This window comes from Rhizobium sp. BK181, assembly GCF_014193305.1.
GTDB lineage: Bacteria > Pseudomonadota > Alphaproteobacteria > Rhizobiales > Rhizobiaceae > Rhizobium.
In genome coordinates, this window is the sequence record NZ_JACHZA010000017.1 from 1 (window position 1) to 15698 (window position 15698).

The 15698-nt window shown below is 61.1% G+C and carries 11 protein-coding genes and 2 pseudogenes; 8 read left to right on the forward strand and 5 right to left on the reverse strand.

Going from position 1 to position 15698, the window contains the following annotated elements; all coding sequences use genetic code 11:
• Nucleotides 1-306: 306 nt before the first annotated feature.
• From FHT77_RS25595 to FHT77_RS25610, 4 genes and pseudogenes are all read right to left on the reverse strand, one after another.
• Nucleotides 307-1686, reverse strand: coding sequence for an aldehyde dehydrogenase family protein (locus FHT77_RS25595; RefSeq protein WP_183757643.1), 1380 nt, complete (start codon nucleotides 1684-1686; stop codon nucleotides 307-309).
• 140 nt (nucleotides 1687-1826) lie between these two features.
• Nucleotides 1827-2114 (reverse strand): annotated as a pseudogene (locus FHT77_RS25600) (type 1 glutamine amidotransferase domain-containing protein); the annotation flags it as partial.
• 49 nt (nucleotides 2115-2163) lie between these two features.
• Nucleotides 2164-3219, reverse strand: a complete 1056-nt coding sequence (locus FHT77_RS25605; RefSeq protein ID WP_183757645.1) for an NAD(P)-dependent alcohol dehydrogenase — start codon at nucleotides 3217-3219, stop codon at nucleotides 2164-2166.
• Nucleotides 3220-3231: 12 nt separating this feature from the next.
• Entirely contained in the window at nucleotides 3232-3663 is a 432-nt protein-coding gene (locus FHT77_RS25610; protein ID WP_113364229.1) for a GlcG/HbpS family heme-binding protein, read from the reverse strand.
• Nucleotides 3664-4183: 520 nt separating this feature from the next.
• Here FHT77_RS25610 and FHT77_RS25615 point away from each other — a divergent pair.
• From FHT77_RS25615 to FHT77_RS25625, 3 genes and pseudogenes are all read left to right on the forward strand, one after another.
• Nucleotides 4184-5407, forward strand: a complete 1224-nt coding sequence (locus tag FHT77_RS25615) for an MFS transporter (RefSeq protein ID WP_183757646.1) — start codon at nucleotides 4184-4186, stop codon at nucleotides 5405-5407.
• 197 nt (nucleotides 5408-5604) lie between these two features.
• Nucleotides 5605-6321 (forward strand): annotated as a pseudogene (locus FHT77_RS25620) (alpha/beta fold hydrolase).
• A 12-nt stretch (nucleotides 6322-6333) separates the two neighbouring features.
• Nucleotides 6334-6639, forward strand: a complete 306-nt coding sequence (locus tag FHT77_RS25625) for a putative quinol monooxygenase (RefSeq protein ID WP_183757647.1) — start codon at nucleotides 6334-6336, stop codon at nucleotides 6637-6639.
• A 1-nt stretch (nucleotide 6640) separates the two neighbouring features.
• Here FHT77_RS25625 and FHT77_RS25630 read toward each other — a convergent pair whose 3' ends face one another.
• Entirely contained in the window at nucleotides 6641-9511 is a 2871-nt protein-coding gene (locus FHT77_RS25630) for an ATP-binding protein (protein ID WP_183757649.1), read from the reverse strand.
• 456 nt (nucleotides 9512-9967) lie between these two features.
• Between FHT77_RS25630 and FHT77_RS25635 the strand changes: the two genes are divergently transcribed.
• The 5 genes from FHT77_RS25635 (at nucleotide 9968) to FHT77_RS25655 (ending at nucleotide 15697) form a co-directional block, all read left to right on the forward strand.
• On the forward strand, nucleotides 9968-10996 hold the full coding sequence (locus FHT77_RS25635) for a substrate-binding domain-containing protein (protein WP_183757651.1): 1029 nt from the start codon (nucleotides 9968-9970) through the stop codon (nucleotides 10994-10996).
• Nucleotides 10997-11163: 167 nt separating this feature from the next.
• Nucleotides 11164-12690: a sugar ABC transporter ATP-binding protein gene (locus FHT77_RS25640; protein ID WP_183757653.1), complete on the forward strand. Its 1527-nt coding sequence runs from the start codon at nucleotides 11164-11166 to the stop codon at nucleotides 12688-12690.
• A 16-nt stretch (nucleotides 12691-12706) separates the two neighbouring features.
• Nucleotides 12707-13696: an ABC transporter permease gene (locus FHT77_RS25645; RefSeq protein ID WP_183757655.1), complete on the forward strand. Its 990-nt coding sequence runs from the start codon at nucleotides 12707-12709 to the stop codon at nucleotides 13694-13696.
• A gap of 1 nt (nucleotide 13697) precedes the next feature.
• Nucleotides 13698-14705, forward strand: coding sequence for a sugar-binding transcriptional regulator (locus FHT77_RS25650; protein ID WP_183757657.1), 1008 nt, complete (start codon nucleotides 13698-13700; stop codon nucleotides 14703-14705).
• The gene (locus FHT77_RS25655; RefSeq protein ID WP_183757659.1) at nucleotides 14702-15697 is read left to right on the forward strand and encodes an aldo/keto reductase; all 996 of its coding nucleotides are present in this window, start codon (nucleotides 14702-14704) and stop codon (nucleotides 15695-15697) included. The genes FHT77_RS25650 and FHT77_RS25655 overlap by 4 nt, the downstream gene beginning before the upstream one ends.
• Nucleotide 15698: the final 1 nt, after the last annotated feature.

The window sequence follows — 15698 nt, forward strand, 5'->3', positions numbered from 1 at the left end:
TGTGCGGCGGTGATGAACTGCTGCTCCATCAGGTCCAGAACCTCCATCGACGCCATGATGTTGGCGATCGAGCCGTGCACCCGCAAACCGGCCGGCTGATGGCCCGGGGTCTTGCCGATCACGGTACCCGGTTCAGGCTGCCAGCAGCCAAGGGAGACGAGTTTACTCATGGTGGCGGGCCGGATCCACTCGATGCATCGAAGCCGATCGTGCGACCGAAGGCGATGGACGAGTCCGATCTGAGGATCGAAATGCTGAAGGTCAAGGCACGGAATTTTCACTAGTGCCCTCGCGGCGGACGGCGAGCTACGGCTGCCTGAAGACAATCATTTTTTCGGCCGTCATCTCACGCGCGGTATATGGAATGCCGCCGACCCCATAGCCTGATGTCTGCCGACCGGCAAACGGCATCCAGTCGGTCCGAAACGCACTGTGGTCATTGACCATAACAGTCGAGGCATCAAGGTGTTCGGCCGCCTTGAGCGCAACGGCGAGATCACGCGTGAATATGCTGCTCTGAAATGAGACCGGCAACGAATTTGCCTCGTGAATGACCTCGTCGAGACTGGAAAATGAAAAGACGCAGGTGACCGGGCCGAACGCTTCTTCGTGTGACACCTTCGATTTTTGGGGCGGCTCCACGAGAACAGCAGGCGCCAATGTCGTGCTGCTGAGGCGTCCACCTCCGATAAGGCGCGCACCGTCCGAAGCGGCTTGCGCGACCCAGTCTGCGACCCGATCGGCCTCTGCCGGCGTAATGAGTGGGCCGACTTCGGTTTGGGCAAGCAGGGGGTCTCCGACGCGCAGTCGCCCGACACGCTCGGCGAACCGTTCGACGAAGGCATCCTTGAGAGACCCATGGACATAGATCCGTTGGACGGAGACGCAAACCTGACCCGCATGATAGTAGCCGCCCTTCGCGAGCGGTTCGATGATTGCGTCGATATCGGCAGTCTGGTCGATGATAACGGGGGCCACGCCGCCGTGCTCGAGTGCGCAGCGGGTTCCTGGCGCCAGATTGGCGCGCAGATGCCAGCCTACCGCGGCCGAACCGATGAAGCTCAGGAAAGCAATCCGCGGATCGCTTGCAAAGGCGCTCGACAGATCGCGGCTCTCGGGAAGCAGGGTCTGGACCCAGCCCTCCGGCATGCCGGCTTCATGGACGAGCTTGACCAGCTCCAGGCAGCTAAGCGGTGTGGCGGCGGCGGGCTTGACGATGACGGGACAGCCCGTGGCGATCGCCGGCGCGATCTGGTGCACAATGAGATTGAGGGGATGATTGAATGCGGAAATCGCGGCAACCACGCCGATCGGTTCCAGGATCGTCCAGGCGCGGCGGCCTTCGCTGGCCGGGGTCAGGCCCATCGGTATCTCGGTGCCGCCTCGGGTGCGAAGCAGGTCTGCGGCGTTTTGAATTCCATCGATCGCCCGATCGGTCTCCACCAAAGCATCGGTGTAGGGCTTGCCGCCTTCTCGTGCGATGCGTATCGCGAACGTTTCCCGCTGCTGCAAAACCAGATCGGCAAGGCGGAGGAGAACCGCCCGACGCTGGTGCGGCTGCAGCCAGCCGCGCCTGTCCTCGAAGCGTTTGCGGGCGAGGGTCAGCTTGCTTTCAAGTGCTGTGGCGTCGTCCGTCGGAAGATCGGCGATATGTTCGCGATCATAGGCTTGCACGACTTCAAGCATGAGATCCTCCGTTCCAGTTACTCTCCGAGCGCGACAGCTTCGAGGACAAGCGCCGAGCGATCCGCCAACGCCGGAACACGGGCGAGATAGGCCTGGTAGTGCTGCGTCTGGCGATGGGCTTCGACCGCCTCCGCGTCACGCACAAGAATGGCATCGTAGTCGGCCGCATCCACCTCGCTGAGTTTACGGCTGCGATTTAGCCGCCGAAAAGCCTTGCTCTCGAAGAACGCCTTCTGGGCGGGGTCCTTTTCGTCATAGGCGTCGTAAGGAGTCCACCCGCCGGCGGGCGAGGCGAATTCCACCGCGATGCCGGCGGTGTCGAGGACATCGAACGGGTGGGCGACTTCCGCAAAAAAGAAGCCGGTTTTCCGGTTATGCGGTCCGATCACGGCTGCGTTGGTGACGATGAACAGGACATGCTGGGTCATGGTTGTCTCCTAGACATATGGTTCGGTTTGGTTCTTGCGGGCCGTGCCGTCAGAACGTGACCACGGCACGCCCGACGATCTTGTTGTCCCGCATGAGATCGATGTATTCGTTGATATCCTTGAACGAGATGGTCTTGATCGTGTGCTGGATCTTGCCTGCGGCTGCCAGCGCCATGACCTCGATGAGATCCGCGTTGTTTCCCCAGAACGATCCGTGAAAGGTCTGTTCGCCGGAGACACGCGGAAACAGGGGAATGTTGATCCGGTCGCCGATGAAGCCGACGTCGGCATAGTGCCCGCTGATCGCCAGACGGGAGAAGGCAAGCTGCATCATCTCCGTAGCACCGGCGCAGTCGATGATGGCGTCGAACTTGTCCTGGCCGGTCGCCTTCTTGAGCTCTTTTCCGACATCCTCCGACGACTTGCCCTCGATCGCGATGACGTGGTCGGCGCCGTATTTCTTGGCGACCTGAAGCTTCTCCTCGTTCCGCGCGACGGCAACGACTGGGCCGCCTGCGCCGAGCAGCTTGGCATATTGGACCGCATAAGTGCCAAGGCCGCCTATGCCGAACACGCCGATGACTTTGTCTGGTCCTAGGCCACCGGCATCGCGGATCTTCTTGAGCCCGCGATAGGGCGTCAGTCCGGCATCCGTCAGTGGCGCCAGCTGCTCGAACTTGAGATGCTTGGCGACCTTGATGGCATAGCGGGCCGGCACCGGAATGTATTCGGCAAAGCCCCCATAAGTACCAAAGCCCGGCCAGCGGACATTGGGGCAGATGTGCGTATTGCCGACCTGGCAATGCTTGCAGACGCCGTCGCCCCATCCGGGCGAGACGACGACATGGTCACCTTCCGCAAGACCGGAGGCCTTGGCCACGACCCCGCCGATCTTATCGACTGTTCCGGTGATCTCATGACCAGGAATGACGGGGGGCGGGATATCGCCATAGCCTTGGAAGAACCCATCGATGAGCAGCACGTCGGAGCGGCACATGCCGCAGGCGGCGACCTTCACGAGCACCTCGTCGGGCTGAATATCGGGAACCTTGATGTACTCGAGGACGAGGGGCTTGTTGTATTCGAGAATACGCGCGGCCTTCATAACAGGTCTCCTTCACCGTGTTGGATTTGTCATGATCGCGGCTGCCGCCGCCTCGGCGACCGCGATGTCCTGCTCGACAGAACCGGCGCTTGCGCCCACCGCACCGACGATCTGATCGCCAATCGTCACAGGCAGACCGCCGCCGAAAATCACGACACGGCCATCGTTGCTCTGCTCGATCCCGAACAGCGGTGCGCCGGGCTGTGCCAATTCAGCGAGATATTCGGTCGTCTTGTTGAACATCCGGGCCGTCTTTGCCTTGCCGATGGCAAGATCGATACTGCCTTCGAGCGCGCCGTCCTGGCGCGCGAAGGCGATCAGCGCGCCACCCGCGTCGACCACGGCGATGTTGTAGGGAATGCCAATTTTGGCCGCCTTAACCTCGGCTGCCTGGAGCATCTGCTTGGCGTCCGATAAAGTCAGTGTGCTCAGCGCGCGAGGCATGATCCCTCCTCGATCCGATGGTTTCTCGACCAGTCTCGTCCAGGCACAAGCAGGCATGGCCAACAACGACCACCTAAAACTCGAACCTGCTGATGCTGTCGGGCCGTAACCTGTGGGATCTCGTTATCCACCGGCCTCGCCACCTTAATATCACTGCTCAAGGAAGGTCGCCGGTTAAAAAAGGTGAATCTCCGATCAGGACGATGTCACGCTTGGTTGGCCTCGATCGGCTCCAAACCGAAGCGGCCCGGCGCCTGTGCTTTAATGTCGTCAATCAGGCTCGGTTGGGATGGCCGCAAATCGCCTTCATATCCGTCTTCGACATGGTGGCCGTCGTATCAAGGCAGCGGCCATTGTGGAGGCAGCCCATTTCTCATCCGATCGGCCACCTTTCAATAGGTTCCGCTGGTGTTACGACTGTGGTCAACCGTGCATGAGTTGCAGACAGAGACAGGTTGCTCATACACTTTTGCGCCGCGAAGCGGTTGCCGGACAATTGGTTTCGACGAGGGAAGTCTTTATGAAGGGAACGGACTTCTCTGAATTCAGGAGCGGCTGGCGGATCGTTCTGGCAAGCCTGCTTGGAACGGCTTTTGGCTTGCCGGCCATTGTGTTTTATACGATCGGCGTTTTCGCGCCGATCTTCGCGCGGGAATTCGGCTGGTCGTTCGCGACAATTTTTGGCGGCCTGTCGTTGTTAGCCGCTTCGGTTCTGGCTGTCGGGCCATTTTTCGCGATGTTGATCGACAAGTTTGGAGCGCGGCTGGTGGCGTCGACCTCTCTGTCGTGTCTGGGCCTGAGCTATATGACGCTTGCGGCGTCGAGCGGCTCTATCGTTCAGTATTATCTCTCGTGGCTGGCCATCGCGATCTTCGGGCTGGGGGCGACGCCAGTCGTCTTCACGCGGGTGATCAACGGCGTGTTCGAGGAGCGCCGGGGGTTTGCTCTTGGCATCGCGCTGTCAGGCGCGGGGCTGTTTGCCTTCGTGGTGAAGCCTTTGGCTCAATTTTTGATCGAGACGGGCGGCTGGCGCGTCGCGATCCTCGTCGTGGGCACAATGCCGATACTCATAGCATGTCCGATGGTACTTTGGGGCTTTGCCGGATTGCGCAGCAGGAATGTCGACGCGGGGCCGGCGCCAGAGATTGCGCTGGAAGGCATGACCGCACGCGAGGCCTTCCGCTCGCGTTCATTCTGGCTCCTGGCCATCGTTTTCATCCCGATGTCTCTTGCCGTTGCGGCTCCGCTTCCCAACATCGAGAACATCCTTCGTTCGCTGCGCCTGTCGCCGACCGAAGTCGTCGAGCTCGCCTCGCTCGTCGGAATAGCGGCTGTTGCCGGCCGGCTGCTTGGCGGCGTTTTGGTCGACAGGTTCTGGGCGCCTGCGGTTGGCACGGTGATATTGACGCTTGGCGCTGTCGCCTGCTTCATCCTTTCGCTGGACGATGTGGGCTTCTCCGTAGCGTGCATCGCCATCCTGCTGCTCGGCCTGGTATCTGGGATCGAATTCGACCTGATGGCCTATCTGGTTTCGCGCTATCTCGGGATGCGGAGCTACGCCACGACATATGCAACATTATACGGGATCTTCGTGGTCGGTGCTTTCGTGGGCCCCAGCCTGTTTGGCTATGCGTTCGACAGCACCGGCACCTATTCGGGCATCTTGAAAGCCTGTGCGCTGCTGCTCATCGGCGGTGCGACAGTGGTTCTTTTCCTTGGACCCTATCCGACCCGGAAAGCCTAGCCATTCGCGTATCACCGCAGGGCCGATCAAGGCCGTTGTGACCGACTTCCGTTTTTACGTCTTTTAACCAGCCGAGCCGCAACCCTCGCTATATCATCTGCGCAGTTTCCCGGAAGGCCGGCATCGGTCCTCCGTCCATCGCGAGGCATTAGGGGTTCGACACGATGAAACGCTCAACCTGGATATTGTTCGCTGCCATGACCGTTTTTGCTCCCGCGGCCTCTGTTGCCGCCGAAAAAACAGTCTCGGTTGTTCTGGTGCACGGCGCGTTCGTCGATGGCTCCGGCTGGCAGGCGGTGTTCGACACCCTGAGCGAGGATGGGTATGAGGTGCTGGTGGTTCAGAACCCGACGATCAGCCTCAGTGGCGATGTCGCGGCCACGGAGCGCGTGATCTCGAAGGCGAAACATCCAGTGGTTCTCGTTGGCCACTCCTACGGTGGGATGGTCATTACCGAGGCCGGGGCTAACCCCAAGGTGCAAAGCCTGGTCTATGTCGCGGCGTTCGCGCCTGACGCCGGGGAGTCGGTGGCGTCGCTCGCGGAACAGCCGGTTCCGGCCGGAGAATCGGCCGCACCGCTGTTGCCGCCCAGCGATGGCTACCTGCTTGTGGACCCGTCGAAGTTCCCGAAGGCATTCGCCGCCGATGTCGATGCCTCAATTACACGCTTCATGGCCGCAGCCCAGGTTCCCTGAGGACTGGACGCTGTGAAGACCCCGATCAGCAAGGTCGCGTGGAAGGCCAAGCCCTCGTATTTCATGGTCACCACGAAAGACATGATGATCCCCCCAACCTTCCAGAGGGGATTTGCCAAACGGGCCGGCAGTGTGACCACCGAGATCGACAGCAGCCATGCCGTGATGCTTTCGCACGCCAAAGAGGTCGCAGCCTTCATCGAAACTGCGGATAAATAGCGGAACCGGATCATGCTCTACATCAAGATCATGGCCACCTTGCTTGCCAAGCCGGGCAAAGCCGAAGAGCTTGAGGCGCTGCTCTTCGCCATGGCACCCGAATGCAGGATGGAGCCGGGGAACCTGAGATGGGATGTCTGGCGGGATCAGGCGAAAGCCGACCGGTATGTTCTGGATGAACTCTATATCGACAACGCCGCGGTGGCGGCGCACCGCGAGACGCCGCATTTCAAGAATTACCTGGCCAGCATCCATGATCTCGCCGAACGGAGCGCCTTTGTCCTCGACCCCGTAATGGTTGCGAGCAAGAATGGCTAACTCAATCAGGATAGGTGTTTTGCCGGAGAGCTTCGAGAAGTTGACGGGCCTTCACCACGGTCACGCAGGGCAATACGTCATCGAACTCGGCGCAGACGGGCGACAGCAGTTCGGCCGCCGCCTCGCGCCGGTCGGCTTCCAGCCATAGTTCTGCTAGTGCCGTCGATGCCCGAAGCCGGAAGAAAAGCGCACCGCTTTCCCTTGCGGTTTCCGCTGCGAGCAGAAGCGTTTCCGAGGCCCCTGACAGATCGCTATCCAGCCGCTGCAGCGTTGCGCGCACGCGCAGCAGCTCCGGTCGGGACCAGTCTTCCCCCTGCCGGTCGGCGTGGTCGAAAGCGGCACTCAGGCTGTCGCGGGCCAACGCGATGCGCCCGTCGCGCAAGGCAGCCTCGGCGAGAGTGGCGAGATAGAACGGCACCCGAACAAGGAAGTTGTTGGCGACGAGTTGATCGATCGCGAGGTGCATCGTGTCGACTCCCTCAGGGTCGCCTTCCATGCTCCCGGCGACGCCACGGTAAAACAGGCAGACAGGTCTCCAGATCGCGATTTCGCGCAAAGTAAGATTGCGGGCAAGCGCCGCGGCATGCAGGCGTACGATCTCGGTATCGCCGGACCAAAAGGCGATAGGCAGCGCAGCCTGGGCCAGAGCGTTGGAATGCGAGACCGTGTGGTTGAGTGCGACACTATGGTCTAGCGCGTCTGTCAGTGCTGTCGTCGCCTCACCGCGATCTCCCGCTACCCAGGCTGTCATAGCCAATGCAACCCGGATCGACACGAACCGGTCCATCTGGAAGCGGGCAACAGCCGAGCGTTTCGCGGTGGTGGCATTGTCGCGCGCGAGGCGCTTCAGGTCGGAGTGCGCGCGCCCGATATCGCCGCGATAGAAGACGGCCGTCAGCCTGACCCGTTCTCCCTCTACGATAGCCAGCCGTTCATCGTCGCCGCCTGCGAGTTTGGCGAACTGCTCAAGCGTCGCGATCGCCTGCTTGTGTCGCCCGGTGAAGCTCTGCAATATGCCAAGCCCCCACAAGGTGCGCAGCTGATAATCGACATTGCCGATCTCGCGCGCCAGTCGGTTTGCCTCCGCCCACGCCGCGTCGGCTTCGGGACCGAGATGATCAGAGAAATTGAGGCCCGAGGCATTGGACGCGATGAGCTTCATCTTGATGGCGGGGTCGCAACGCGACAGTGCTTCCGTGGATTTCAGCGCACGCTCGACACATTGCCGGCTTTCAGCGACGGTCGACAATTCGTCCCAAAGCGGAATTGCAGCGGCGGTAAGGCGCACACCCACCTCCGGCTGGGCGCCGTCACCGAGAGTCCAGTCGATCGCCTTGCGCAAATCGTTCGTCCGTGGTGCGTAGCACGCGGTCCATTCGCTCCTCGGTTTCCATAGCCACTCCGCCTCGGCTTGCTCGAACAGCCGGAGGAGAAAGCGCGCGTGGCTGGATCGGGCGTTGGCGGCTTCTCCACTCCTGGCCAACTGCTCGGCCGCGAAGCTGCGGGTACTGTCGAGCAGCCGATAACGTAGTTCTTCGACGTCGCGCGTGGCCGACAAAAGCGATTTCGCCGCGAGGTTTTGCGTACAAGCGGCGACCTCCTCGATTGCTAGGCCAATGTGGTCGGCTACGGCGATGACGTCGGACAAAGAGAAGCTTGCCGAAAAGACCGACAGGAAGCGCAGAAGCTTGGCCTCATCCTTGGACAGGAGCTGATAGCTCCACTCCAGCGTCGCGAGCAGGGTCTGGTGTCGTGGCGGGGTCCCCGCGGAACTGGCGACAAGTGGTTCGAAACTGTGTTCGAGCAGAACAAGCAGGGTTGTCGGCTTCAATAGCGGCAGCCGCGATGCGGCGAGCTCGATTGCAAGCGCTATACCGTCCAGACGCCGGCATATGGCTGCCACGACGGGTGCATCAGCGTCATTGAGTTGGTATCCGCAGGCCTCGTTGACCCGTTGAACAAAGAGCTGGACCGCGGGGAAGGTCAGGGCATCTGCTCGGTTCTCTCCGCGGTGTTCGTCTGGATAGGGAAGCGGAGACAGGCGATAGACGCTCTCCGACCGTGATCGAAGCGGCTCCCGGCTTGTGGCGATGATGTGAAGGCCCGGAAGCGCAAGCGTAAGGTGTTCCGCGATCGCCGACGCGGTGCTGAGAACATGCTCGCAGTTGTCCAGCACGAGCAGCATTTCGTGACTGCGCAATGCCTCGACGATCCCGGCAAGCGTATTCGCCGATCTGCCGCCGATGCCCAGCGACGTCGCTATCGTCACCTCCACAAGCTGGGGATCGCCGATGACGGCAAGATCCACAAAACAGACACCGTCCCGATAGTTGTCCAGAAGGCTTTTTGCCGTGGCGACAGCGACAGTCGTCTTGCCGACTCCCGCTGGTCCGACAACGGTTACCAGTCGGCTTTCCGGAAGCCTGGCGGCGAGTTCCGCAACGACGTCGTGGCGACCGACAAGTTGCGGCAGGCGGGGCAACTCACGGATGAAAGCGTTGGCCGCATCGAAGGAGAGGTGCGGCTGGTCTCCACCATAGATGCGCAGGGGCGCAACGAAGCGGTAGCCGCGGCCGGCCACGGTGGCAATGCACGACAGGCCTGAGGCCGTTCGTGGAAGGGCTCGGCGCAGCGCGGCGATGTTGACTTTCAGGTTGCTTTCGTGAACGAAAGTGTCTGGCCAGGCGAAACTCATAAGCTTGTCCTTGCCGACGACCTCTCCCGGGTGGCTCACGAGCAGGTGGAGTAGATCGACGGCCCGGCTTCCCAACCGCAACGGCTTGTCGCGAAACATCAGTAGTTGCCGGTCCGGAATGAACCGATAGTCACCAAAGCAATATGTCTTGCCGTCTGATTTGCCGGATCGTTCCATGCGCTCTCAGATGATTTCGCTGTGAACGTGCTGTGATGAGTTGCGCCGAACGAATTCAAGGCTCAAACTGGCGCTTGCCAGCGAATTTAGCCGCTTTTCGCGCCAGCGTCACCCACCCGTGTTAGCTCAACAAGTGAAGACGTTCATCATGGCTGAGCGCACGATCATGCCGCACTCGGGCGACAATAGCACCTCGCGGTAAAGTGCTGGCATGGCTGGACCTGTTGCGCCGTGGCAGCAATAACGACGCAACACATGCAACCTCACAGCCGAATTCCGTCTGATTGTGAGGTTCTGAAATATATTTCACTATATGAATTATATTGACATGTATTTCGTCTTCGCCTTTATTGTTCCCATCGAACTTCGAGGAGGAAGTTCGGTTTCAACGCGATCAGCGGCGTCGGTTTGACGCCCTCGGGCTTTTGGGAGGGGCTTCGGCCTCGAGGAGGAATCTTGCGCAAATTTCTAGGCTCTACCGCATTGGCGGTCCTTGCAACAACGCTTTTTGCCGGCACAGCGTCGGCGGAGACGGACAATCCGTTCCGCTGCAAGCCGGGTGAAAAATACGTCATGAACGTCATGGTTTCGGGCGTCGAATACTGGTTCCCGGTCTATGAGATGTTCAAGCAGGCCGGCCAGCAGTTCGGCTGCGAAACGGCCTATACCGGCACGCCGGAATATGACGTCAACAAGCAGATCGCCACCTTCGACCAGGCGCTAGCCCAGAACCCGGCCGGCATCCTCGTCCATCCGATGAACTCCGATCCGTTCATCGAGCCGATCAACCGCGCCATCGACCAAGGCACGGCCGTCGTCACCTTCGCCGCCGACTCGCCGCTTTCCAAGCGCGTTTCGTTCATCACCTCGGACAACAACCGCGAAGGAGTCTATGCCGCCGACGCGATTGCCGAGAAGATGGGTGGCAAGGGCGAATATGCGGTTCTGGAAAATCCTGGTCAGGACAACCACGACAAGCGCATCACCGCCTTCATCGGCCGTATGGAAGAAAAGTGGCCGGACATGAAGCTGGTTGGCCGCGCCGCTTCCAACCAAGACCCGACCAAGGCCTATCAGGGGCTTTCGAGCCTGATTCAGGCCAATCCGAACCTCGGTGCAGTCTTCATGCCAGAGGCGAACTCCGCGATCGGTGCCTCGCAGGCGTCCAAGGAAAACGGCGGCAAGGTTCTCGTGATGTGCGCCGACGTCAACGCCAACATCCTCGACATGATCAAGGCCGGCGAAGTCTTCGGATCGATCAACCCGAACCAAGGCATGCAGGGCTACATGGGCTTCATGCTGCTGTGGCTTGCAAAGCACCCGGAACTGATCGACCCGATGAATGACGCCAAGCGCTCGGGCTTCAACCCAATGAGCATCCCGGTCGTCGACAACGGCCTTTCGATCGTTACCGCCGAAAATGCCGACGACTTCTATTGGGACAAGTACCTGAAGCGGCGTGGCACGAAGGGAATCGAGGAGTAAGGGGGCTCTTCTCCCCGGCTGGATGGGGGCCGGCTCTGAGCATGCCGCACTGCCCCTGTCCCCTCATCGCCTCGCAAACTTGGCACTTCTCCCCGCTGGGGGAGAAGCGTCAGATTACGGCAGCCGCCTCGATCTGTTGCCGGCTATGAAGTAAGGGAAAATGACCAATGGCGGATCCGGTGCTTACCATTCACGGCATGACCAAGCATTTCGGGGCGGTGAAGGCCTTGACCGATGTCAACTTCACGCTCGAACGCGGCGAGGTTCATGCGCTGTGTGGCGAAAACGGCGCCGGAAAGTCGACCCTGATGAACATCATCGCCGGCGTGCTGCAGCCGACCGAAGGCGAGATCCGCGTCGATGGCAAACCCGTGCGTATTGCTTCGCCGGCTGCCGCGCAATCGCTGGGCATCGGTCTCGTGCATCAGGAAATCGCACTTTGCCCGGATGCGACAGTAGCCGAAAACATGTTCATGGCGGCGACCAACCGGCGACGCACCCCTTTCATGAATTACCGTGCCCTGGAGCGCGATGCCCAGGCGGTGATGAACCGGCTCGCCGCCATCGATGTGCGCCAGAAGGTCGCGGATCTGTCGATTTCCAGCCAGCAGCTTGTCGAGATCGCCAAGGCGCTGACGCTGGACTGCCGCGTTCTGATCCTCGATGAGCCCACTGCTGCGCTTACCGAAACGGAGGCGCAGCGGCTCTTTTCCATCATCCGCGACCTCAAGGCGAACGGCATCTCGCTTATCTATATCAGCCATCGCATGGCGGAGATCTTCAGCCTCTGCGACCAGGTGACCGTGTTCCGTGACGGCCGTTATGTCTGCACCGACAACATCGCGGATGTCACGGCTGACGACGTGGTAAGCCGCATGGTCGGTCGCGAGATCACGCAGCTCTATCCCGACAAACTCGGAGCGGGCGAGGCATCCAGCGAGACGATCCTTGAAGTCGATGGCATCAGCGACGGTGCGCGTTTTCATGACATCAGCTTCGATTTGCACAAAGGCGAAATCCTCGGCATTGGCGGCCTGATCGGCTCCGGCCGCACGGAAATCGCCGAGGGCATTTGCGGCCTTCGTGCGCATACATCCGGCGAGGTCCGCCTGCATGGCAAGTCTCAGGCGATCCGCGCCTATGCCGATGCCGTTAAGGCCGGCATCCTCTATCTGTCGGAGGACCGTAAGGGCGCGGGCATTTTCCTGGAAATGTCGATCGCCCAGAATATCTCGGTGCTGAACCTGAAGGCGCTCACCAATCATGCCGGTCTGCTCAACGGTCGCGCCGAGGCGGCGGTGGCGGAGGATTTCGCGCGGCGGCTGGCGGTGCGCATGCTCGGCGTCGAGGCGCCGGTCAAATCGCTTTCGGGCGGTAACCAGCAGAAGGTGGCGATCGCCAAGCAACTTGCCGTCAATCCCAAGGTGATCCTGATGGATGAGCCGACACGCGGCATCGATGTCGGCGCGAAAACCGAAATTCACCGGCTGCTGCGCGACCTCGCGCGCGGCGGTATCGGCATCGTCGTCATCTCTTCGGAAATGCCCGAGCTGCTCGGGCTCTGCGACCGCGTGATGGTCGTGCGGGAGGGGCGCATCGCGGGCGAGCTTGGCCCGCAAGACATGACGGAAGAAGCCGTGATCCGCCTTGCATCGGGGGTCAGCGTAGCGAGGACGGCAGATCATGCCGCTTAAGGAGGGGGAGACGGGAATGGCAATCGACACGATGGCGGCGGACATGCCGAAAACGGGGCATTGGAAACGCATCGGCACCATGCGCGAGGCTGGGCTGATCGCTATCATCCTAGCGCTCTGTGTGATTATGAGCTTTGCCTCTCCGCACTTCCTCACGCTCGGCAATTTCCGCGCCATGCTGATGAGCTTTTCTGTGGAGGGTATCGTCGTCGTCGGCATGACGATCCTCTTGATCGTCGGCGGTATCGATCTCGCCGTCGGCTCGGTGGTCTGCTTTGCGATGGTGCTCTCCGGCTCGCTGTTCCTTGCCGGATTGGACCCGTGGACGGCCTCGCTAGTCGGCATTCTCGCCAGCGGTTTCATTGGGGCGATCATGGGCTTCTTCGTGACGGTGGTCGGGCTCAATCACTTCATCACCTCACTTGCGGGCATGGTGATCGTACGCGGGCTTTGCCTGATCATAACCAAGGGCACGCCGCTCTCGCTTTTCACGCTGCCGGCAAGTTTCAAGGCCGTGGGGCAGGGTACGTTCTATGGTGTTCCCTACGTGATCCTGATCTTCGTCGCTGTCGTCATCCTGTTCGATTTCCTGCTGCGCCGGGCGACTGCCTTCCGCAAGGTCTTCTACACCGGCAGCAACGAGAAGGCGGCACTCTATTCCGGCATCCGCACCAACCAAGTGAAGTTCTGGGTGACGGTTCTCTGCTCGACGCTGTCAGGTGTCGCAGGTGTCATCTATATGTCCCGCTTCGGCGCCGCGACGCCCACTTTCGGCGTCGGCATGGAGCTGAACATCATCGCGGCGGCGGTTATCGGCGGGGCTTCACTGAACGGTGGCTCGGGCACGATCTTCGGCGCCATCCTTGGCATTGCGCTGCTCTCGGTCGTCACCTCGTCGCTGATCCTGCTCGATGTCTCTGTCTATTGGCAGGACATGATCAAGGGGTGCATTCTGCTCGCCGCCGTTTCCATCGATCATTTCCTGCACAAGCGGAAGGCCGTCTGATATGCCGATCGCCAAACTGAAACCCAAGACCACAGCGCCACGCGAGGAAATCGTCATCGCGCGCCAGATGCACCAGGCGCTCGTGCTGCACTTCCTCGAAGGTTTGACGCAGTCGCAGATCGCCGACCAGCTCGGCATCTCGCACGCCACCGTCAACCGGCTGATCAAGCGCGGCCGCCAGCTCGGCCTTGTCGAGATCAAGATCAAATCGCCGGTCGAACCGCTGGTGGACATGGAAGAACGCCTGCTTTCGCTCGGCGGCATCCGCCGCGCCGTGGTGGTGCCGACAGTCTCCGACAATCCGCAGACGGCGTTGCAAGCGGTTGGGGAAGCGGCGGCTCGGCTGCTGCTGGAGGAAATCGCCGATGGCGACACGATCTGCATCACCGGCGGCAAGGGTGTCGGGGCAGTCGTCGCCGGCCTGCAGCCCGCCCGCCGTTTCGACGTCGAGGTGATCCCCGCGACCGGCTGCGTTCAGGGCAAGCACTATACCGACGTCAACCACGTCTCGACGCTGATGGCCGACCGGCTCGGCGGACGCTCCTACCAGATCCACGCGCCGCTCTTTGCCGATGATGCCGTGCAGCGGGACATGCTGATCAACATGCGCGCCGTCGCGGATGTCTTCCGGCGGGCGCGGGAAGCCAAGGTCGCGGTGGTTGGTATCGGCTCGATCCTCAGCGCAGACTCGACGTACTACGATCTGCATCCTTCTTCGAGCGAGGACCGCAAGGCCATTGAACATTCCGGCGCGAGTGCGGAACTGCTCGCCCATCTGCTCGATGGCGAAGGCCGGGTCTGCGATTACAGCCTGAACCGGGCACTGGTTTCGCTGACGCTGGAAGAGTTCGCCTCGATCCCGACGAAGATCGGCGTCGCAAGCGGCCTCAACAAGGCCAGCTCCATCCTGAGCGTGCTGCGCGGCAGCCATCTCGATACACTCGTCACTGACGAGGCCACCGGGGCGCGCATTCTTGAAATTGCATCCGGGGAAGGGTTTTCGGCATGAGTGGCGAACAGTTGATCCGCGAGATCGGGCGCTCCGGCGTCAGGGCCTCGGCCGTAGGGCTGGGCACGTGGGCGATCGGCGGTTGGATGTGGGGCGGCACCGACGAGGCGCAATCCATCGCCGCCATCCACGCCTCGCTTGATGCCGGCGTGACCCTCATCGACACGGCCCCGGCTTATGGCCTCGGCCGCTCTGAGGAGATCGTTGGCAAGGCGCTCACCCGTCGGCGCGACAAGGCTGTCATTGCCACCAAGTGCGGCCTCGTCTGGCATACACAGAAGGGCAAGCATTTCTTCGATCAGGATGGCAAGCCGGTTCACCGCTATCTCGGGCGTGACTCTATCATCCACGAAGTCGAGGAAAGTCTGCGCCGGCTCGGCACGGATCATATCGACCTCTACATCACTCATTGGCAGGACGTAACGACACCGATCGAGGAGACCGTGCGGGCGCTTGAAGAGTTGAAGTCGGCGGGCAAGATCCGTGCCATCGGCGCAAGCAACGTCGATAAGGCCGGGCTTCAGCAATATGTTCAAACTGGATCGCTCGATGCGATCCAGGAGCGGTTCAGTATGATCGATCGCGAAATCGAGGCGGACCTGCTGCCACTTACTGTTCAAAGCGGGATTTCGACGCTCAGCTATTCCTCGCTGGCGCTCGGTCTGCTGTCGGGCACCATCGGACCGGATCGCATCTTCGCAGGCGACGACCAGCGCAAGGGCAATCCGCGCTTCTCTGTCGCCAACCGGCAGAAGGCGAAGGCGTTTTCCGACGCGATCGGACCGATAGCGGAGCGGCATGCGGCGAGCGTCGCGCAGTTGGTGATCGCCTGGACGCTTTCGCAGCCGGGCGTCACCTTTGCTCTCTGTGGCGCACGCAATCCGGCGCAAGCACTCGACAATGCACGAGCCGGAACGCTCAGGCTTTCTGCGGACGATCTTTCGGCCATTGACGCGGCACTGGCTGCGAAACTGGCTAACATGGACGGATAAC

Excerpts from the sequence above, each read along its gene's own strand:
- FHT77_RS25625 (WP_183757647.1), top strand. The coding sequence starts at position 6,334 with ATGCTCTACATCAAGATCATGGCCACCTTGCTTGCCAAGCCGGGCAAA.
- FHT77_RS25645 (WP_183757655.1), top strand. The coding sequence starts at position 12,707 with ATGGCAATCGACACGATGGCGGCGGACATGCCGAAAACGGGGCATTGG.
- FHT77_RS25640 (WP_183757653.1), top strand. The coding sequence starts at position 11,164 with ATGGCGGATCCGGTGCTTACCATTCACGGCATGACCAAGCATTTCGGG.
- FHT77_RS25630 (WP_183757649.1), bottom strand. The coding sequence starts at position 9,511 with ATGGAACGATCCGGCAAATCAGACGGCAAGACATATTGCTTTGGTGAC.
- FHT77_RS25610 (WP_113364229.1), bottom strand. The coding sequence starts at position 3,663 with ATGCCTCGCGCGCTGAGCACACTGACTTTATCGGACGCCAAGCAGATG.
- FHT77_RS25605 (WP_183757645.1), bottom strand. The coding sequence starts at position 3,219 with ATGAAGGCCGCGCGTATTCTCGAATACAACAAGCCCCTCGTCCTCGAG.
- FHT77_RS25615 (WP_183757646.1), top strand. The coding sequence starts at position 4,184 with ATGAAGGGAACGGACTTCTCTGAATTCAGGAGCGGCTGGCGGATCGTT.
- FHT77_RS25595 (WP_183757643.1), bottom strand. The coding sequence starts at position 1,686 with ATGCTTGAAGTCGTGCAAGCCTATGATCGCGAACATATCGCCGATCTT.
- FHT77_RS25655 (WP_183757659.1), top strand. The coding sequence starts at position 14,702 with ATGAGTGGCGAACAGTTGATCCGCGAGATCGGGCGCTCCGGCGTCAGG.
- FHT77_RS25650 (WP_183757657.1), top strand. The coding sequence starts at position 13,698 with ATGCCGATCGCCAAACTGAAACCCAAGACCACAGCGCCACGCGAGGAA.